Source organism: Myxococcales bacterium, from assembly GCA_016717005.1.
Taxonomy (GTDB): domain Bacteria; phylum Myxococcota_A; class Polyangia; order Haliangiales; family Haliangiaceae; genus UBA2376.
Map to the genome: position 1 here is coordinate 283,221 of JADJUF010000037.1, position 20,673 is coordinate 303,893.

Consider the following 20,673-nt stretch of genomic DNA (forward strand, 5'->3'; position numbering starts at 1 on the left):
CATGACCACTCGCTCTGCTGCACGCTCCCGCTGGCTGGCCCGGCTCGTCGCGACCGCCGCGCTCGCGCTGGCGTCGACCTCGGCCCGCGCCCAGGCCCCGACGCCCGAGCCGACCGCGCCGCCGCTGTCGCCGGCGATCCCGACGCCGGGGTCGGCGATCCCGCTCGACGAGCCCGGACCGCCGCCGCCGCCCGTCGCCACCCGGGCGGTCGAGGTCGCGCGCGCCGAGGACGGCGTCCGGCTCCTGGTCGAGGGCCGGCCGTTCCTGGTGCAGGGCGTGAACTGGGACTACTTCCCGATCGGCACGAACTACAACTACAGCCTGTGGACCCAGCCCGACGACGTCATCGTCGCGGCGCTGGCCAACGAGATGACGCTGCTCAAGCGCATGGGCGTCAACGCGATCCGGGTCTACGCCGGCATCCCGCGGCGCTGGATCCAGTACATCCACGACCAGTACGGCATCTACACCGTGCTCAACCACACCGTCGGCCGCTACGGCTACACCCTCGACGGCGCGTGGGTCGCGAACGTCGACTACTCGAGCCCGAAATTCCGGGCCGCGGTCAAGCGCGAGATCGCCGCGCTGGTCGACAACTACAAGGGCACGCCGGGGCTGCTGATGTGGCTCTACGGCAACGAGAACAACTACGGCCTGTCGTGGAGCTCGTTCGAGATCGAGGCGCTGCCCGCCGGCGAGCGCGACGCCGCCCGCGCCCGGTTCCTGTACTCGCTCCTCGGCGAGATCATCCGCGACACCAAGGCCCGCGACCCCGAGCACCCGGTCGCGATCGCCAACGGCGACCTGCAGTACATCGACGTGATCGCCCAGGAGTGCCAGGGCCTCGACGTGTTCGGCGCGAACGTCTACCGCGGCAAGTCGATGGGCGACCTCTACGACGTGGTCAAGGCCAAGCTCGACCTGCCGGTCATGTTCACCGAGTTCGGCGCCGACGCGTTCGACGCGCGGCGCGGCCGCGAGGACGATCTGACCCAGGCGACCTACCTGCTGGCGCAGTGGCGCGAGATCTACGAGCACCTCGCCGGCCAGGGCCTGACCGGCAACGCCATCGGCGGGCTGGTGTTCCAGTGGAGCGACGGCTGGTGGAAGTACAAGCAGGAGATCAACCTCGACCGCCACGACACCAACGCGTCGTGGCCCAACCGCGGCTACCCCGACGACTTCGTCGAGGGCGGCTTCAACATGAACGAGGAGTGGTGGGGGCTGTGCGCCAAGGGCCAACCCGACGCCCGTGGCCTGTACGAGCTGCAGCCGCGGACCGCGTTCTACGCGCTCAAGCAGGCCTACCGCCTGGCGCCGTACGCGCCGACCACGACCCCGGCCGCGGTCGCGATGCACTTCGACGGGATCGACCTGGCCGAGCTGACCCACTACTACAAGGCCGACCAGGCGGCGGCGCGCACCGCCGAGCTCGCCCGGGTCCGGCTGCTCGACGCGTACCTCGTGCTCGAGACCTACCAGACCGGCGGCGACAAGCGCTGGGCCCGCCCCGACGTCGCCGGCGGCGGCGAGGGCTTCGACCACACCGAGACGCTCAACGCCACGATCCAGGTCCAGCCGACCGACAAGATCGTCGGCACCGTCGAGCTCAACCTGCTGGGCCACGTCGCCGCCAACCCGATCGACGAGATCTTCTACGAGCGCCGCGGCCGCGCGGTCGACGTCGTCACCGACGTCACGACCGCGCCCGACGGCACCGTCGTCACCACCGGCACCAAGACCCTGTCGGGCCTCGACCGCATCCGGATCTACAAGTCGGCCGCGACCTGGGACGACGACCGGTTCCGGCTCGACGGCTTCTTCCGCAGCGGCCACTACCACTGGGCCGCCGAGGGCGATCTGTTCGGCCTGTACCGCGAGGCCAACTACGGCACCAACGTCGACGTCTACGACGCCGACGCGCCGGCCGGCGTCGAGCTGACCGGCAAGCGCGAGCTCGACGGGCTCAAGCTCGCGCTCGGGCCGCAGCTGTGGTGGGGCGCCAACCCGGCGCTGCTGGTGAAGTACCGACGCCACCTGCGCGGCTTCGACGTGACCGCGGTCCACCAGGAGGACCTGGCCCAGGCGACCGCGAGCGGCACCTCGGCCGCGGTGCCCGAGCGCTCGACCCGCAAGACCACGCTCGCGCTCGAGCGCAAGCTCGGCTCGATCGGCCTGGAGCTGGCCGGCATCTGGGCCGGCTCGACCCGCGTCGACGATCCGTACCTGGCCGAGGACGGCTCGGTCGAGACCGTGCTCGGCACCGACAGCCTCGGCGCCAAGGCCAAGATCACCTACGAGCGCGGCCCGCTCCACTGGTACGCGCAGGCCGCGTACATGGGCCTGGTCGCCGACGCCGGCCCCGACGCGCGCCTGACCTTCACCGGCTGGACGCTCAAGGACTCGGGCTCGGGCAACCAGGTCAACGTGCTGACCGGGTTCGCGCTGAGCCACGGCGACTTCCAGATCGCGCCCAACCTGATGTGGCAGCGGCCGCTGGTCGGGCCCGGCCCGAGCATCGGCGGCAACTCGGCCCGCAACATCGAGGACGATCCGTTCGCGGTCCGCGGCAACCGCGAGACCGTCGGCGGCGAGCTGATGCTGGTCTACGACCCGACCCCGGCGACGTGGATGTGGGCCTGGGACAACGACCTGCGCGAGGACGCGTCGTTCGCGGCCAGCCTCGACGTCGCGTTCCGGCACCAGCCGACCACGCTCGACGCCGGCTTCTGGTTCGCCGGCGACGGCGTCACCCGGTTCGCGTGGGATCGCGGCGTGCCCGCGGCCGACGTGTGGGAGGCCAAGCTGCGGCTGGTCGGCGCGCCGCGCCCGGACCTGCGCCTCACCGCGCTGGCCTACGCCGGCAACCCGCAGGCGTTCGGCCAGGACGGGCGCCAGCCCAACCGCTACGGCGCCGAGGGCCGCGTCACCTGGCGCTCGCTGATGTTCGCGGGCTTCGCGAAGTTCAACGACTGGGGCCCGTTCGACTACTACCGCGACTTCAACAGCACGCTGCCGCTGCAGCTGATGGGCGACGTCGCGTACACCGCCGGGCCGGTGCGGTGGCTGTGGCAGCGCCAGACCCGCTTCGGCGTGCGCGTGATGAGCCGCTACCTCAACGGCTACTCGGGGGCGCGGTTCGTGCCCGACCCGACCGATCCGACGCGGTGGGGCCACGAGTACGAGATCCGCACCTACCTGAACGTCGCGCTGTGACCAGCTCGGTCCGCGCGCTGATCGTCGCGGCGCTGGTCGCGCTCACGGCGTGCGGCGGCGCCGGCGCCCGCCATCGACCGCTCGCGCTCACCAGCGACGGACGCTGGCTCGGCGCCGGCGTCTGCTACGGCCCCCACCGCGACGGCCAGCGCCCCGGCGGCGCGGCCCCGACGACGGCGGAGCTGCGCGAGGATCTGCAGCTGCTGGCGCCGCGCTGGGGGCTCATCCGCATCTACGGCGCCGTCGATCCCGCGCCGCGGATCCTCGAGGTCATCCGCGGCGATCGCCTGCCGCTCACGGTGCTGCTCGGCGTGTGGATCGCACCGGACGCGGCCGCCGCCAACCAGGGCGAGGTCGACGCCGCGATCGCGCTGGCCAACGCCTACCCCGACGTCGTGATCGCGGTCGTCGTCGGCAACGAGACCCAGGTGTCGTGGTCCGATCACCGCGTGCCCCTCGACGAGCTGATCGGCTACGTGCGCGCGGTCCGCCGCGCCACCACGGTGCCGGTCACCGTCGCCGACGACTTCGCGGCCTGGCTCGATCCGGCCATCGCGCCGCTGGTGCCCGAGCTCGACGCGATCGTGCTGCACGTCCACCCGATGTGGAACGGCCAGCAGCTCGACGACGCGCTGGCCTTCACGCAGGGAAAGTACCGCGAGGTCGTCGCGCGCCACCCGCGCGTGCCGGTGATCCTGGGCGAGGCCGGCTGGGCCACCCAGCGCCACGACGAGGGCGAGCAGGCCACGCTCATCAAGGGCGCCGCCGGCGAGGCCGAACAGCGCGTGTTCTTCGACGCGTTCACCGCCTGGGTCACCGACGCGCGGATCCCCAGCACCTACTTCGAGGCCTTCGACGAGAACTGGAAGGGCGGCCCGCACCCCGACGAGGTCGAGAAGCACTGGGGCCTGTACCGCGCCGACCGCACGCCCAAGGCCGCGGTCGCGGACCCTGAGCCCGAGCGGCACCCGAAAGCCAGGCCGCTGGTCGGGTGAGAGCGCCTGCGGCGCGCGGGGCCGCCGGTCGCGGCGCGATGATGCGCCCTGGGCCCGCGCCGGGCGCCGCAGGTGGTCGTCGGCGGGCAGCGGGGGCGGCAGTCGTGGCGCGCCCGCCAATGGTCCTGGCGCAACAACGGCGCCGCGGCCGGCCCGGGGCGTGGCGGACGCGGCGGCATGGCGCCGCCCGCCCCCGGGTGACACCCGCGCCCGGCGCCGCCGCGCGGGCCCGCCCGGGCGCGGCCCGGGGCCCCCGCGGCGGGGGGCCGCCCCCCCCGGCGGGCGGGCCCGGCCGCCGGCGGGGCGGCCCCCCCCCGGGGCGCTAGGGGGCCCCCGGGGGGGTTCCGGGGGGGGGCCCGGGGGGGGTTCCCCGGGGGGGGCCCCCGGGGGGGCCCCCGGGGGGCCCCCGGGGGGGGGCCCCGGGGGGGGGCCCCGGGGGGGGCCCGCGGCGGCCGGGCGCGGGCCCGGCGCCGGCCCGGCCCCGGGGGGCCCCCCGGGCCCGGGGCGGCCGGCCCCGGGCCGGCCCGGGGGGGGACGGCCGGGGGCCCGAGCCTCGCGGGCGGCCTCGCGCAGACGCCCACGGGCCTCGGCCGGCCGGGCGGCACGCTGCACCGGCCCGGCGGGGGCCGCGCGCCGCGCCGCCGGGCGGCGCGCGGGCGCGGCGGCCGGGGCGGGGCGGGGCGCGGGCCCCGCCCGCCGTGCCAGGTGAACATTTTCACGGTGCCGGAGCGCGCGGTGTACTGCGGCGGCATGACGGGGCGCTGGGACTGCGCGTGCGGTCCGCTCGCCGAGAATCCTCAGCAGTTCATCAGCGAGGACCTCTGCGACCTGGGCCCGGGGAGGCCAGGCGGCGCTATCGCGGCTCCCCGGCGACAGCCCTGAGGCGCGCCCTCGCGGCGCTGGCGGCCGCGACTTCGGGCCGGGCACGGCGGCGGTCCCCAAAGATCGACGCGCCGCGACGACGACGTCGGTGTCCATCGCTGGATCGACCAGGCGCCCGCCGTCTCCCGCCGCGCTATCGTCCGCGCGATGATCGACGCCGCGCCGCCGTGGACGGACCCGCTGCCCCAGCTGCCGGGCGGCTGGGACGCGGTGCTGGGCCCGCACCTGGAGTCGCCGTGGTTCCGCGCGCTGTGGGGGTTCGTCCAGGCCGAGCGCGCCGCCGGGCCGGTGTTCCCGCCCGAGGACGACGTGTTCGCCGCGTTCGCGCACGCGCCCTTCGACCAGGTCAAGCTGGTGCTGCTGGGCCAGGACCCGTACCACGACGACGGCCAGGCCCACGGCCTGTGCTTCTCGGTGCCGCCGGGCGTGCCGCCGCCGCCGTCGCTCAAGAACATGTTCAAGGAGCTCGCGACCGATCTCGGCGTCGCGCCGCCGGGCCACGGGAGCCTGACCGGCTGGGCCCAGCAGGGCGCGCTCTTGCTCAACGCGGTGCTGACGGTGCGCGCCCACGCGGCCAACTCGCACAAGGGCCGGGGCTGGGAGACGTTCACCGACCACGTGATCGACGCGCTGGCCGCGCGCCCGCGCCCGGTGGTGTTCGCGCTGTGGGGCAACTACGCCCAGAAGAAGGGCGCGCGCGTCGACCCCGCGCGGCACGTCGTCGTCACCGCCGCGCACCCGTCGCCGCTGTCGGCGTGGCGGTTCCTGGGCACGCGGCCGTTCACGGCCATCGACGACGCGCTGGTCCGCGCCGGCCACGCGCCGATGCGCTGGGCGCTGTGACCGGGACGGTCGGTCGCTGATCGGGTCGCCGTCGAGGTGCCGGATCGGCGGCACGGCGCCGACGGTCGCTCTGCCCGTGCTGTGCAACGGCATGGGCGAGAAGACCGCCCGCGCCACTCAGAAGCCCGAGATCACCCGGCTTGAACTTCCCCAGCCCCGCGGCGCGCGCTCAACTCGACGGCGGCGGCGCGGCGGGCGGCGCGGCGGGCGCGGCCTCAGCGGCCGCGGCCGCGACGTGGCACGCCACCTGCCGGCCGGCGCCGATCGTCACGAGCTGCGGCGCCTCGGTGCGGCAGCGGTCGATCACCTGATCGCAGCGCGGGTGGAACCGGCAGCCCGGCGGCGGATCGCGCAGGCTCGGCGGCGCGCCCGGGATCCCGACCAGCTCGTCCTCGGTGCCGTGGACCGACGGGAACGCCCGCAGCAGGCCCTGGGTGTAGGGGTGGCGCGGGGTCGCGCGCAGGGCCGCGGCCGGCGCCAGCTCGACCAGCCGGCCGGCGTAGAAGATCGCGACCCGGTCGCAGAGCTGCAACATGCGGGTCAGGTCGTGGGTGATGAAGATGACCGAGAACCCGAACCGGCGGCGCAGCTCGAGCAGCTTGCGCAGGATCTCGCCCTCGACGATCACGTCGAGGGCGGTGGTCGGCTCGTCGAGCACGACCAGCGCCGGCTCGAGCGCCAGCGCGATCGCGATGCCGACCCGCTGGCGCATGCCGCCCGACAGCTGGTGCGGGTAGCTGTCGAGCCGGTCGGCGGCGATGCCGACCAGCGCCAGGAGCTCCTCGGGCCGCCCCGGCCGCCGGCCGATCTCGACGCTCGGGTGGGCCTGCAGCGTGTCCTCGAGCTGCTCGCGGATCGTCAGCACCGGGTTGAGCGCGTCCATCGCGCTCTGGAACACCATCGACATGCGCCGCCAGCGCACCGCGCGCAGCTCGGCCTCGGTCATCCGGAACAGGTCGGCGCCCTCGAGCAGCGCCTGGCCGCCGGTGATCACCGCCGGCGCCGGCAGGATCCGCAGCACCGCCTGGGCCACGGTCGACTTGCCGCTGCCGGACTCGCCGGCGATGCCGAGGATCTCGCCGCGGGCCAGATCGAACGACACCCGCTCGACCGCGCGCACCGGCCCGGTCGGCGTCACGTAGTCGACGCACAGGTCGCGCACCGACAGCACCGGCGCGGCCGCGTCGCGCGCCGGCTCAGTCACGCGGCACCACCACCGGCGTCGACCGGGTCACGGCGTGACCGCCGCCGATCAGGAACGCGCGCCAGGCCCGCTCCTGCTGCAGCCGCGGGTTGGTGACCTCGTCGAAGCCCGAGTTGAGCATCACCAGGCCGAAGCCGACCAGCGCGACGCACAGGCCGGTCGGCACGAACGTCCACCACGCGCCGGTCAGGAGCGCCGAGTCGTTGGTGGCCCAGTACAGGTTGGTGCCCCAGGTCACCGCCGACACGTCGCCGAGGCCGAGGAACTCGAGGCCGACCTGCGCGCCGATCGCGTAGATCGCGCTGCCGATCAGCTGCGCCACCAGGACCGACGTCATGTTGGGCAAGAGCTCGCGGGTGATGATCCGCACGTGGCTCTCGCCGCTGACCAGCGCCGCGGCGATGAAGTCGCGCTGGCGCAGCATCAGCGTCGGCCATCGCCGCACCCGCGCGTTCCAGGCCCAGCCGGTGACCACCAGCACGAACGCCACCGTCATCGGCCCGGCCGGCAGGTACGCGGCGATCACGATCGCGAGCGGCAGGCCCGGCAGCACCAGGAACACGTTGATGATCAGCGACAGCACGCTGTCGACGACGCCGCCGAAGTAGCCCGCGGCCACGCCCATGAGCGCGCCGATCGTCACGACCATCAGGCCGACCCCGAAGCCGATCAGCAGCGACACCCGCGTGCCGACGACGGTCTGGGCCACGACGTCCTGGCCCTGGCCGGTGGTGCCGAGCCAGTGCGCGCTCGACGGCGGCTGCAGCGGCACGCCGACCATGGCGTCGGGATCGCCGACCAGCCACGAGCCGACCACGCCCATCAGCACGAAGCCGGCGATCAGCGCGAAGCCGATCGTGGCCTTGCGGTCCCGGCGGATCGCCTCCCACCACACCGCCACGCCGGTGGCGCGGGCGGACACCCCGGCGCTCACGAGCCCACCTCGCGCGTGCGCGGATCGAGCCAGAAGTAGACCAGGTCGACGAGGAAGTTCGCCCCCAGCACCGCCAGCGTGAACACCAGGAAGATGCCTTGCATGAGCGGGTAGTCCTGGTTGCGCACGGCCTGTACCAGCAGGTAGCCCTGGCCCGGGTACGAGAACACGATCTCGGTGAGCAGCGAGCCCGACAGCGCGAAGCCGATGGCCATGCCGAACGCGGTCACGTTGGGCAAGAGCGCGTTGCGCGCGGCGTAGCGCAGCACGACCCGGCGCGGCGGCAGCCCCTTGGCCCGGGCCAGGGCGACGTAGTCCGAGCCCAGCACCGAGATCATCGCGTTGCGCATGCCCAGCATCCAGCCGCCGAGGGTCGCGATCACGACCGTCGCGATCGGCAGCGCCGCGTGCTGGGCGACGTCGACGATGAACGTCCACGTCCAGGCCGGGCTCAGGTCGTCGCTGTAGGCGTGGCCGAGCGGGAACAGGCCCCACCGGAACCCGAGCACGTACAGCGCCAGCATCGCCAGCCAGAAGTACGGGAACGCGCCGAGGAACGCGAACGTGGCCGGCAGGACCGTGTCGGCCCAGCCGCCGCGCCACCACGCCACGATCACGCCCAGGATCGAGCCGAGCGCGAAGCTGACGATCACCGCGGTGCCGGCCAGCAGCAGCGTCCACAGCAGGCCGGTGACGATCACCTGGGACACCGGCTGCGGGTAGTAGGTCACCGACGTGCCGAAGTCGCCCTGGAGCACGTGGCCGAGGTAGGTGAAGTACTGGGTGATCAGCGGCGCGTCGGTCAGGCCGAACGCCTCGCGCAGGCCGGCCATGGCCTCGGGGCTGAGCCGGCCCTTGAAGCGCGCGAACAGCGCGGTCGCCGGATCGCCCGGCATCAGCCGCGGCAGGAAGAAGTTGATCGTCAGCGCGGCCCAGGCCGCGACCAGGTAGAACCCGAGGCGTCGGAGGAGGTAGCGCATCAGCGGGGCTCCGTTCGCGGCGCGATCGGGCGCGGCTCGATCGTCGTGAGCAAGAGCAAGGTCTCGGCCCGATCGGTCTTGTTGGGCGACGGGTCGGCGTAGGGGTCGGCGGCCGAGGGAAACCCGGTGAAGCGGCGGGTGTTGAACTCGCCCCACGACGGGTTGGGGTACAGCGGGATCGCCGGGGCCTCGGCCGCGAAGGTGCGCTGCAGCTCGGCGCTCAGGCGCCGCTGGCCCGCGGGATCGGCCTCGACCTCGAACGCGGCCAGGAGCTCGTCGGCGCGGGCGCTGCCGTAGCGGTGCCAGTTCGACATCGACACCGTGCCCTCGGGCTTGATCGTGGCCGACGCCATCAGCCAGCGATAGAACGTGTACGGCGTCGGCCCCTCGAACGACCAGCCCAGGGTCAGATCGAACTTGCCCTCCTGCACCCGCTGCGACCACGCGCCGAAGTCGAACGTGCGCACCGACGCGTCGATGCCGACCTCGCGCAGGCCGCGCGCGATGACCTGGGCGGCGCGGACCCAGTCGGACCAGCCCGACACCGCCATGATCTCGTAGCGCCAGCGCTTGCCGTCGGGCATGCGGCGGTGGCCGTCGCCGTCGCGGCGGAAGCCGGCCTCGTCGAGGAGCGCGTTCGCGGCCGCGACGTCGTGGTGGGTCCAGCCGGCGGCGGCGGCCGCGGGGTCGCGCCAGGTCGCGTAGGCGTCCGACAGCCCGGTGGCGTCGGCCGGGCGCGAGTAGTTGTACAGCGCGACCGCGACCACGAGGTCACGATCGATCGCCATGCTCAGCGCCTTGCGCACGCGCGGATCGTCGAACGGCGGCCGCTTGGTGTTGGCGTACAGGAAGATCGTCGAGCCGGTCAGCGGGAACCAGTACGCGTGGTGGGCGGGCGCGCGGGCGACGAACACCCGGTCGATCGCCGGCACGAAGTTGCCGGCCCAGTCGACCTCATCGAAGATCAGCGCGAGGTTGGCGCGGTCGTTGCTCGGGTAGGCCGGGAAGCGCAGGGCCTCGAGCTTGGGCTTGCCCGGCTGCCAGTAGTGCGGGTTGCGGCCGAGCTCGTAGATCTGGTTGCGGAACACCCGGACCTCGGTGAACGGCCCGGTCGCGACCGGGTGCTCGTTGGCGAACGCGATCGGATCCTTGACCGTGCGCCAGACGTGGGCCGGCACGATCAGCTGGGCCAGCACGTCGTCCAGGCCGGGCAGGAACCGCCGGCTGAACTGGAACTCGACGGTGGTGTCGTCGACGGCGGTGACCCCGGCCAGGAAGCTCCACAGGCCGCGGCGATCGAGCGCCGGGAACTGCTTGAGCAGGGTGAACGTGAACGCCACGTCGGCGGCGGTGAACGGGGTCCCGTCGGACCACAGCACGCCGGCGCGGGTGGTCAGGCTCAGCACCTGGTAGTCGTCGCGCCACGTGTACCCGGTCGCCAGCCACGGCACCTGCTCGCCGCGGACGCTGTTGAACACGTACAGCGGCTCGTAGATGCCCGCCAGCGTCGGCCAGCGCGGCGCGGTCGCGGTGGTGAGCGGGTTGAAGTTGCGCACCCACGACGCCTCTTGCTCGACCGACACGGTCAGCACGCCCGGCGGCGGGTCCGAGCGCTCGCGCACGCACGCGAGCGTGGCCACGGTCATGGCCAGCGCCACGATCCGACCGCCGGCGCGCCCGCGCGTGGTCACCGCGCCGCCTGGGTGACGCGGACGTAGTCGACGACCATCGCCTGCGGGAACCGGGTGGTGGCGTCGGGGGGCCCGACGAAGTTGCCGCCGACCGCGACGTTCAGGAGGATGAAGAAGTCGTGGTCGAACACCCAGGGGGCGCCGCCCGGGAGCTGGGACGGGGTCACGACCTGGTAGGTCTCACCGTCGACCTCCCACGCGACGTAGCGCTCGTCCCACTCGATCGCGAACACGTGGAAGTCGTCGTCGAAGCCGAGCCCGCCCGGGCGGACGAACGTGTCGGTGACCGCGCCGGCGCCAGCGTAGCCGGGGCCGTGCAGGCTGCCGAGCACGCGATCCGGCGCCTGGCCGCGCAGCTCCATCGCGTCGATCTCGCCGCAGTCGGGCCAGGACACCGTGTCGATGTTGGCGCCGAGCAGCCAGAACGCCGGCCAGATGCCCTGCCCGCGCGGCACCTGGATGCGCGCCTCGAACCGGCCGTGCGTGAACTCGCGCAGGCCCTTGGTCAGCAGCCGGGCCGAGGTGTAGCGCTGGCCGGCGAAGTCCTCCTCGCGCGCGGTGATCACGAGGTGGCCGTCGCCGTCGAGCGCGGCGTTCTCGCGCCGGTAGTACTGCAGCTCGCCGTTGCCCCAGCCGGCCGCGCCGGTGCCGATGTCGAAGCCCCAGCTGGCCGGGTCGGGCGCGGCGCCGACCGCGCCGGTGAACTCGTCGGCCCACACCTCCTCGTACGCCGGCGCGCCGCAACCGCCCGCGACGAGTACGCCCGCGAGCGCGAGCGCGACGCCGGTCGGGGTTGGATGGATCGCCATCGACTGGTCCTTCACTGGCCCGTGGCCGCGGTTGGAAACAGCGTCGGATCGGTGAACGCGCGCTCGAGCATCATCGTCGCCGCGCCGACCGCGACCGCCTGGGCGCCCAGGCTGCTGGTCACGATCCGCGCGGCGCGCACCGACGTGATCAACGTGCGGCGATCGACCGCGCGCCGCAGCGGCGCGAGCAGGACCTCGCCCAGGCGGGCGATGCTGCCGCCGATGATCACGATCGCCGGGTTGAGCAGGTTGAGCAGGTTGGCGATCGCGATGCCGAGGTGATCGGCGGCCTCGTCGACCACCCGCAGCGCCAGCGGATCGCCGGCCAGCGCCGCGTCCTCGATCGCGCTGAGCGTGAAGCCGGCCTTGGTCAGCTGCGTGTCGGGGTAGGCCGGGGCCAGCGCCTGCGCGCGGGTGGCGAGGGCCTGCGCGCCGACGAGCGTGGTCAGGCAGCCGCGCAGACCGCACACGCACTCGGCGCCGCGCGGATCGATCGCCAGGTGGCCGATCTCGCCGGCCAGCCCGCGCGCGCCGCGGTGGATCCGGCCGCCGATGATGTGGCCCGCGCCGACGCCGGTCGCGATCTTGATGTACGCCGCCTCGTCGATGCCCTGGCCCACGCCCCACCAGCGCTCGGCCAGGGCCGCCAGGTTGGCGTCGTTGTCGATCAGCACCGGCACGCGGAAGCGCTTGCGCAGCGCCGCGCCGACCGCCACGCCCCGCCACGCCGGCAGGATCACGTCGCACAGCTCGTCGGGGCGGGTCAGATCGACCGGGCTCGGCACCGCGACGCCGATGCCGAGCAGGCGCTCGGGCTTGCGCCCCCACGCGCGCACGCACCGGGTGGTGAGCTCGGTCATGAGCGCGATCGTCCCGGTCGGGTCGGTGCGCACCGCATGGCTCCGGCTCTCCCACGCGAGCACCTGCCCACGCAGGTCGGTGACCGCGACCGAGACGTGGGCCGCGCCGACGTCGACGCCGATCACGCCGAGCGCGTCGTCCTGGAACTGCAGCACGATCGGTCGGCGTCCGCCGCTCGACGCGCCGACCCCGACCTCGGCCAGGAGCCCCGTCGGGAGCAGCTCGCTCACGATCTCGGACACCGTCGAGCGCGACAGGCCGGTGTGCCGGGCGATGTCGGCCCGGGAGATCTGGCGCTCGTGCCAGATCAGGCGCAGCACGCCCGGCATGCTCGGGCTCGGCGCCAGCGGCGCCGGCGCGTGTGATCGGGTGGTGGTTGCGGTCTTGGCCATCGTGGTCCGCGTCTCGGTTCGCCAGGGCCCTGCGCGCGCGTCGGTTGACGCCGGCCCGCGCGTTCGGTGTACGCTCCGACCTGGTGGGTTGGAAGCGGACTTTGTTTTCCTATCAAACAAAGTAGCGACTCGGGCGGGCGCCTGTCAAGGCTGCCCCTCGGTCACGGCGCGACGGCCACGTCGTCGAAGTAGTAGGTCTTCGCCCCGGCCATCGCGCCGGTCGTGCCGAAGTTGAAGAAGATGCTGGCCCGGGTGAAGTTGTAGGTGAGGTTGAGCGCCGCGGTGCCCGTGGCCTGGTTCGCGAAGTCGAACGTCAGGGTCTGCCAACCGCTCGCCGTCGTCACGGTCGCCTCGGTCTCGCACGAGCGGGTCGGGTCGGTCGCGTCCTCGATCTTGAGCCGCACCGGGATGCCGGCGTCGGGCGACCACACCCGCACGGTCATGCGCGTCGCGCCGGCCGCGAGCGGGATCCGCGGGATCGAGGTGTTGGCGCCGGTCGACAACGTCGTGCCGGCCCACAGCTCCGCGGTCGCGCTCTTGACCACGCGCGCCACCTGGTTCGGCCCGCCGGTCGGGTCGACCACGACGGTCGAGTCCTCGGCGCCGCCGAAGCCGGTCAGCGCGTACATGACCGCCGCGTCGTCGAACGTGATCGGCGCGAACGCCGGCGGCGGCGCGCTGCCGCCGAACGCCATATCGTCGAAGTAGTAGGTCTTCGCCCCGGCCGTCGCGCCGGTCGTGCCGAAGTTGAAGAAGATGCTGGCCCGGGTGAAGTTGTAGGTGAGGTTGAGCGCCGCGGTGCCCGTGGCCTGGTTCGCGAAGTCGAACGTCAGCGTCTGCCAGGCGCTGGCCGCGGTCGTCATCGCCTCGGTCTCGCACGAGTGGGTCGGGTCGGTCGCGTCCTCGATCTTGAGCCGCACCGGAATGCCGGCGTCGGGCGACCACACCCGCACGGTCATGCGCGTCGCGCCGGCCGCGAGCGGGATCCGCGGGATCGAGGTGTTGGCGCCGGTCGACACCGTCGTGCCGGCCCACAGCTCCGCGGTCGCGCTCTTGACCACGCGCGCCACCTGGTTCGGCCCGCCGGTCGGGTCGACCACGACGGTCGAGTCCTCGGCGCCGCCGAAGCCGGTCAGCGCGTACATGACCGCCGCGTCGTCGAACGTGATCGGCGCGAACGCCGGCGGCGGCGCGCCGCCGCCGAACGCCACGTCGTCGAAGTAGTAGGTCTTCGCGCCGGCCGTCGCGCCGGTCGTGCCGAAGTTGAAGAAGATGCTGGCCTTGTCGTAGGTGCTCGCCAGGTTCAGCGCCGCCGTGCCTGTGGCCTGGTTGGCGAAGTCGAACGTCAGCGTCTCCCAGGCGTTGGCCACGGTCGTCATCGCCTCGGTCTCGACCGACACCGTCGGGTCGCCGTGGTCCTCGACCTTGAGCCGCACCGGGATCCCGGCGTCCGGCGACCACACCCGCACCGTCAGGCTGGTCGCGCCCGCCGCGAACGGGATCCGGGTCGCGAACCCGTTGGTGCCGTCGGACGTCAGCGTCGTCCCGGCCCACAGCTCCGCGGTCGCGCCCTTGAGCACCCGCGCCACCTGGTTCGTGCCGCCGGCCGGGTCGACCACGATCGTCGAGTCCTCGGCGCCGCCGAAGCCGAGCAGCCCGTACTCGACGTTGGCCGCGTCGAACGTCACCGGCAGATCCATCTGGAGCATGCCGCCGCCGCCGCCGAACGCGACGTCGTCGAAGTAGTAGGTCTTCGCGCCGGCCGTCGCGCCGGTCGTGCCGAAGTTGAAGAAGATGCTGGCCTTGTCGTAGGTGCTCGCCAGGTTCAGCGCCGCCGTGCCCGTGGCCTGGTTGGCGAAGTCGAACGTCAGCGTCTCCCAGGCGTTGGCCACGGTCGTCGTCGCCTCGGTCTCGACCGACACCGTCGGGTCGCCGTGGTCCTCGACCTTGAGCCGCACCGGGATGCCGGCGTCGGGCGACCACACCCGCACCGTCAGGCTGGTCGCGCCCGCCGCGAACGGGATCCGGGTCGCGAACCCGTTGGTGCCGTCGGCCGTCAGCGTCGTCCCGGCCCACAGCTCCGCGGTCGCGCTCTTGAGCACCCGCGCCACCTGGTTGGTGCCGCCGGCCGGGTCGACCACGATCGTCGAGTCCTCGGCGCCGCCGAAGCCGAGCAGCCCGTACTCGACGTTGGCCGCGTCGAACGTCACCGGCAGATCCATCTGGAGCATGCCGCCGCCGCCGCCGAACGCCACGTCGTCGAAGTAGTAGGTCTTCGCGCCGGCCGTCGCGCCGGTCGTGCCGAAGTTGAAGAAGATGCTGGCCTTGTCGTAGGTGCTCGCCAGGTTCAGCGCCGCCGTGCCCGTGGCCTGGTTGGCGAAGTCGAACGTCAGCGTCTCCCAGGCGTTGGCCACGGTCGTCGTCGCCTCGGTCTCGACCGACACCGTCGGGTCGCCGTGGTCCTCGACCTTGAGCCGCACCGGGATCCCGGCGTCCGGCGACCACACCCGCACCGTCAGGCTGGTCGCGCCCGCCGCGAACGGGATCCGGGTCGCGAACCCGTTGGTGCCGTCGGCCGTCAGCGTCGTCCCGGCCCACAGCTCCGCGGTCGCGCCCTTGAGCACCCGCGCCACCTGGTTGGTGCCGCCGGCCGGGTCGACCACGATCGTCGAGTCCTCGGCGCCGCCGAAGCCGAGCAGCCCGTACTGCACGTCGGCCGCGTCGAACGTCACCGGCAGATCCATCTGGAGCATCGTCGTGGTGCCGCCGCCGAACGCGACGTCGTCGAAGTAGTAGGTGCGCGCGCCGACCGTCGCGCCGCCGGCGCCGAAGTCGAAGAACACCGTCGCCTTGTCGTACGTGCTGGCCAGGTTGAGCGCCGCGGTGCCCACGACCTGGTTGGCGAAGTTGAACGTCAGCGTCTCCCAGGTGTTCGCCATCGTCGTGCGCGCCTCGGTCTCGACCGAGACGCCGGAGTTGGCGTGGTCCTCGACCTTGAGCCGGACGGGGATGTTGGCCGCGGGCGTGAACACGCGCACGGTCATCGACGTCTCGGTCGCGGTGAACGGCACCTTGTTCGCGAAGCCGAGCATGGCCGGGGCCGTGAGCGTGGTGCCCGCGAACACCTCGGCGGTGGCGGAGCGCACGACCCGCGCGACCCGGTTGGGCCCGCCGGCCGGATCGATCACGATCGACGAGTCCTCGGCGCCGCCGAAGCCCAGGAGGCCGTAGTCGACGGTGGCCGAGTCGAACGTCACCGGCAGATCCATCTGGGTGAGCTCGGGCGCGGGCACCGTGACCGCGATCGTCTCGGGCACCGCGACCCCGGCCAGCGTGGCCGAGATCGTCGCCGTGCCGTTGCCGGTGGCGGTGATCACGCCGCCGGCGCTGACGGTCGCGACCGCCGGATCCGAGCCGGTGTAGTCGAAGGTCGCGGGCAGGACCCCGACCCGGATGTCGGCGCCGTCGATCGTGTACGTGGCCGCGGTGCCGTCGATCTGCGCGGTCGCGCCGACGTCGAGCCCCGCGTTGGTCGGCGTCAGCGTCGGCCGCGGGTTCCAGGTCGCCGCGTCGAGGTCCTCGAACTGGATCTCGTCGAACCAGATCTGGTAGCCGGTCGGCGGCATGCCGGCGGCCCCGGCCGCGAGCCAGAACAGGCCGCGCTCGGTCGTCATCTTGCTCGGCGCCGGGATCGGCAGGACGTAGCGCGCCCACTCGGCGGTCAGGGCCAGGTCCGAGGTCTCGGTCTGGAAGCGCGACGTGCCGGTGTTGTCGTTGCCGATGCCGATCGCGCCGACCGCGACCGGGCGGCTGGCCTTGGCGTAGAACGTCAGCGCGGTGTAGCGCGACAGGTCGCGCGCCCGGTCCGAGGTGAACGCGCCCCCCGAGAAGTTGAACTCGCCGGCGCCGGGCTCACCCGGCGTCGGCACGCGGTAGCCGAGCGAGGCGCTGCCGACGTAGTGCTCGGTGGTGTCGCGGACGGCCGCGTCGAGCTTCGACTGCGCGAACGCCTGGTAGCCCACCCCGGCGGCGTAGTCGTCGGCGAACACGATGCTGGAGCTGTCGGACGGATCGTCGAAGCACCCCACGGCGAGCACGGTCAACGCGACGGTCGCGAGCTTCGGGAGCCAAATTCGAGGGGCGTTCATGATCGTGCCTCCGGGGTCAGGGTCAGGCGCAGGCGAGCACGCGGGCGCGTCGGCTCTTGACTTTGTTCTGTGAGCGAACAAACTAAGTACGACTCATCAACCGCCCGATGTCAAGCACCATCGCCCCACCCGCCCCGATCGGCGCGACCACGCCGACCGCGTGCGAACCTGCGCCGGAGCCCCCACCGATGGACCACCCCACGCTGGTGTTTGGACGTACGCCGGTGCCGGTCGCGGCGCCCGGCGCGGCGGGGCGCCTGACGCCGGCGTTCGGCGACGAGTGCTACGTCATCGACGACGTCCAGGCGCTGGCGCCGTTCCTCACCAGCGTGGTCAGCGACACCGACCACTGGCTGTTCGCCGCCAGCACCGGCCCGCTGACCGCCGGGCGCGGCGGGCCGGCGACCGCGCTGTTCCCGTACGTCACCGAGGACAAGATCTACGACGCCGTGGGCGTGACCGGGCCGGTGACCGCGCTGGTCGTCACCCGCGACGGGGCGCCGCCCGCGCTGTGGCGCCCGCTCCTCGACGCCGATCGCCTCGCCTACCCGATCACCCGCCGGCTGTACAAGAACGTGCTCGGCAACCTGCTGGTGTTCGAGGAGGACAACCACGCGCTCGGGCTGTGCTTCCGGGCGGCGTGGCAGACCAGCGCCCGGTTCGGGTTCGTCCGCACCTCGACGATCGTGAACCGCGCCGCGACCCCGGCGATCGTGCGCGTGCGCGACGGCCTGCTCAACCTGCTGCCGGGCGACGTCAGCGAGCCGCTGCAGCAGTCGGCGAGCTGCCTCATCGACGCGTTCAAGCTGAACGAGCGCGTGCCCGACACGACCCTGGCGCTGTACACGCTCGCGGCCCAGGTCATCGATCGGGCCGAGCCGATGGAGGCGCTCCACGCGACCACGGTCTGGAGCCACGGCCTGCCGCGCGCCGACGTGATCCTGATCGACGACGGCGGCGAGGCGTTCGCGCACGGGCGCCAGCCGGACCGCGCCGAGGTCGTGCGCGGCCGCCGCGGCGCGTACCTGGTGCAGGCCGAGGTGACCCTGGCGCCCGGGGCCGACCACGCCTGGGTGATCGTCGCCGACGTCGCCCAGACCCAGCCCGACGTCGCGGCGCTGGTCGCGCGCCTGCGGGGGCCCGAGGCGCTGGTGACCGAGGTCCGCGCCGACGTCGCCCGCGGCACCGCCCGGCTCGCGCAGATCGTCGCGGCGACCGACGGGCTGCAGCGCACCGCCGACCGCCTGGCCTCGGCCCACCACGTCGCCAACGTGCTGTTCAACGACATGCGCGGCGGCGTGTTCGCGTACGGTGCCCAGCGTCCCGGGCCCCGACTTCGCGGCGTTCGTGCGTCAGGCCAACGCCGGCGTGTGGCAGCGCCACCGCGCGCTCCTCGACGCCCTGCCGGCGCTGGCGCCGCGCGCGGACCACCAGGCCCGGCTCGAGGCCCTCGGCGATCCCGACCTCACGCGCCTGACCGCCGAGTACCTGCCGCTGACGTTCAGCCGCCGCCACGGCGATCCCAGCCGCCCCTGGAACCGCTTCGACATCCGGGTCCGCGACGACCGCGGCGAGCTGGTGCTCGACTACCAGGGCAACTGGCGCGACATCTTCCAGAACTGGGAGGCGCTCGGCTGCGCCCAGCCCGAGTTCCTCGAGCAGATGGTCGCCAAGTTCGTCAACGCCTCGACCGTCGACGGCCACAACCCGTACCGCATCGGCCGGGCCGGGATCGACTGGGAGGTGCCCGAGCCCGATCACCCGTGGTCGACGATCGGCTACTGGGGCGATCACCAGATCGTCTACCTGACGCGCCTGCTCGAGCTCGCGCGCGCGCACCACCCCGACCGGCTGGCGACGTCGCTGACGCGCCCCGAGTTCGCCTACGCCGACGTCCCGTACCGCCTGCGTTCGTACGATCAGCTCGTCGCCGATCCGCGCACGACGATCGAGTTCGACGCCGCCCGCCACGCCGAGATCGTCGCCCGCGCCGCCGCGCTCGGCTCCGACGCGCGCCTGGTCCACGACGCCGCCGGGGTGTACCGGGTCAACCTGATCGAGAAGCTGCTGGTGCCGGCGCTGGCCAAGCTCGCCAGCTTCGTCCCCGGCGGCGGCGTCTGGATGAACACCCAGCGCCCGGAGTGGAACGACGCCAACAACGCGCTGGTCGGCTACGGCGTGTCGGCGGTGACCGCGTGCTACCTCGAGCGGTACCTGGCGCTGGTGCCCGACCTGCTGGGCCACCTCGCCGATCAGCCGGTGGCGCTGTCGCGCGAGGTCGCGACCTGGCTCGCCGCGACCCGGGCCGCGCTGGCGCGCCACCGGTCCCTGACCACCGCCACCGAGATCACCGATGACGACCGCGGCCAGGTGATGCGCGCGCTCGGCGCCGCCGCGAGCACGTACCGCGCCGACGTCTACGCCCGCGGCTTCACCGGTCGGAGCGAGGTCGCGGTCGCCGACGTGCTGGCCCTGGCGCGGGACGCCGGCGCGCTCCTGCGCCACACGCTCGGCCAGCTCCGCCGGCCCGACGACCTGATCCACGCCTACCTCGTCCTGGTCCCGCGCGGCCCCGATCGTTTCGGGCTCGCGCCGCTGGCCGAGATGCTCGAGGGCCAGGTCGCCGCGCTGGCCACGCGCGCGCTCGACGATCGCGCCGCGCTGGCGATCCTCGACGCGCTGCCGGCCAGCCGGCTGTACCGCGCCGACCAGCACAGCTACCTGCTCTACCCCGATCGCACGATGCCGCGCTTCCTCGGCAAGAACCGCATCGCCCCCGCCGCCGCGGCGCGGGCCCCGCTGATCGGGCGGCTCGCGGCCGACGCCGCCGCGCGGGTGATCGTCAGCGACCCCGACGGCACCCTGCGCTTCCACGCCGACCTGGCCAACGCCGACGCGTGCGCCGCGCGCCTGGCCGCGCTGCGGACCGCGGGCGCGCTGCCGGCGACCGCGGACGCCGACGCCGACGCGGCGATCGCCGAGCTGCTCGAGGTCTACGAGGAGGTGTTCGAGCACCGCGCGTTCACCGGCCGCAGCGGCACGATGTTCGCGTACGAGGGCCTCGGCAGCGTGTACTGGCACATGGTCGGCAAGCTGGTGCTGGCGATCCAGGAGCGCTTCCTCGACGCGACCGCGGCCGGCGCCGATCGCGACGTCCGCGCGGCGCTGGCCCGGCACTACCACGCGGTCCGGGCCGGCATGTCGGGCACCGCCAAGTCGCCGACGGTGTGGGGCGCGTTCCCGCTCGATCCCTACTCGCACTCGCCGGCCCACGGCGGCGCCCGCCAGCCCGGCATGACCGGCCAGGTCAAGGAGGAGATCCTGATCCGCCTCGGCGAGCTGGGCGTCCGGGTCCGGGCCGGCCGCGTGACCTTCGCGCCGCACCTGCTGCGCCGCGCCGAGTTCCTGACCGAGCCCGACCTGTTCCAGCCGATCGCCGTCGACGGCCAGCGCCTGCGCATCCCGCTGCCGCCGGACACCCTGGCGTTCACGTACTGCCAGGTGCCGGTGATCTATCACCTCAGCACCGCGCGCCGCGTGATCGTCACCGACGCCACCGGCGCGCGCCACGAGGTCCCCGGCGACACGCTCGACGCCGCGCGCTCCGCCGCGGTGTTCATGCGCACCGGCGCGGTCACCCGGATCGACGTCGACACCGCGCCCGGCCAGCCGTGACGTCGCGGGCGTGCGCCCGCTCGACGACGATCCGCCGCCGGT

General features: G+C 73.6%; 12 protein-coding genes. 4 read left to right on the forward strand and 8 right to left on the reverse strand.

Annotation, left to right across the window (positions count from 1 at the left end; translation table 11 throughout):
- Position 1 precedes the first annotated feature (1 nt).
- The 3 genes from IPL61_24870 (at position 2) to ung (ending at position 5,937) form a co-directional block, all read left to right on the forward strand.
- Positions 2-3,217 (forward strand): glycosidase, encoded by a 3,216-nt coding sequence (locus IPL61_24870; protein MBK9034460.1) that lies wholly within the window; start codon positions 2-4, stop codon positions 3,215-3,217.
- Complete coding sequence (locus tag IPL61_24875) at positions 3,214-4,212, forward strand: glycosyl hydrolase family 17 (GenBank protein ID MBK9034461.1); 999 nt, start codon at positions 3,214-3,216, stop codon at positions 4,210-4,212. Before IPL61_24870 ends, IPL61_24875 begins: the two co-directional genes overlap by 4 nt.
- A gap of 1,029 nt (positions 4,213-5,241) precedes the next feature.
- On the forward strand, positions 5,242-5,937 hold the full coding sequence (gene ung, locus IPL61_24880) for a uracil-DNA glycosylase (GenBank protein MBK9034462.1): 696 nt from the start codon (positions 5,242-5,244) through the stop codon (positions 5,935-5,937).
- A 169-nt stretch (positions 5,938-6,106) separates the two neighbouring features.
- Here ung and IPL61_24885 read toward each other — a convergent pair whose 3' ends face one another.
- The 8 genes from IPL61_24885 to IPL61_24920 form a co-directional block, all read right to left on the reverse strand.
- Entirely contained in the window at positions 6,107-7,075 is a 969-nt protein-coding gene (locus tag IPL61_24885) for an ABC transporter ATP-binding protein (protein ID MBK9034463.1), read from the reverse strand.
- A 58-nt stretch (positions 7,076-7,133) separates the two neighbouring features.
- On the reverse strand, positions 7,134-7,964 hold the full coding sequence (locus tag IPL61_24890; GenBank protein MBK9034464.1) for an ABC transporter permease: 831 nt from the start codon (positions 7,962-7,964) through the stop codon (positions 7,134-7,136).
- A 107-nt stretch (positions 7,965-8,071) separates the two neighbouring features.
- Positions 8,072-9,055 (reverse strand): ABC transporter permease, encoded by a 984-nt coding sequence (locus IPL61_24895; GenBank protein MBK9034465.1) that lies wholly within the window; start codon positions 9,053-9,055, stop codon positions 8,072-8,074.
- The gene (locus tag IPL61_24900) at positions 9,055-10,701 is read right to left on the reverse strand and encodes an ABC transporter substrate-binding protein (GenBank protein MBK9034466.1); all 1,647 of its coding nucleotides are present in this window, start codon (positions 10,699-10,701) and stop codon (positions 9,055-9,057) included. The genes IPL61_24895 and IPL61_24900 overlap by 1 nt, the downstream gene beginning before the upstream one ends.
- A gap of 41 nt (positions 10,702-10,742) precedes the next feature.
- Positions 10,743-11,555 carry a glycoside hydrolase family 16 protein gene (locus tag IPL61_24905; GenBank protein ID MBK9034467.1) on the reverse strand — a complete coding sequence of 271 codons (813 nt, stop codon included), beginning with the start codon at positions 11,553-11,555 and terminating at the stop codon, positions 10,743-10,745.
- An 11-nt stretch (positions 11,556-11,566) separates the two neighbouring features.
- Positions 11,567-12,808 carry an ROK family transcriptional regulator gene (locus IPL61_24910; protein ID MBK9034468.1) on the reverse strand — a complete coding sequence of 414 codons (1,242 nt, stop codon included), beginning with the start codon at positions 12,806-12,808 and terminating at the stop codon, positions 11,567-11,569.
- A 161-nt stretch (positions 12,809-12,969) separates the two neighbouring features.
- On the reverse strand, positions 12,970-16,905 hold the full coding sequence (locus IPL61_24915) for a hypothetical protein (GenBank protein ID MBK9034469.1): 3,936 nt from the start codon (positions 16,903-16,905) through the stop codon (positions 12,970-12,972).
- A 161-nt stretch (positions 16,906-17,066) separates the two neighbouring features.
- Positions 17,067-18,218: a hypothetical protein gene (locus IPL61_24920; protein ID MBK9034470.1), complete on the reverse strand. Its 1,152-nt coding sequence runs from the start codon at positions 18,216-18,218 to the stop codon at positions 17,067-17,069.
- A gap of 49 nt (positions 18,219-18,267) precedes the next feature.
- Here IPL61_24920 and IPL61_24925 point away from each other — a divergent pair, with 49 nt between their 5' ends.
- Positions 18,268-20,631: a hypothetical protein gene (locus IPL61_24925; protein ID MBK9034471.1), complete on the forward strand. Its 2,364-nt coding sequence runs from the start codon at positions 18,268-18,270 to the stop codon at positions 20,629-20,631.
- Positions 20,632-20,673 lie beyond the last annotated feature (42 nt).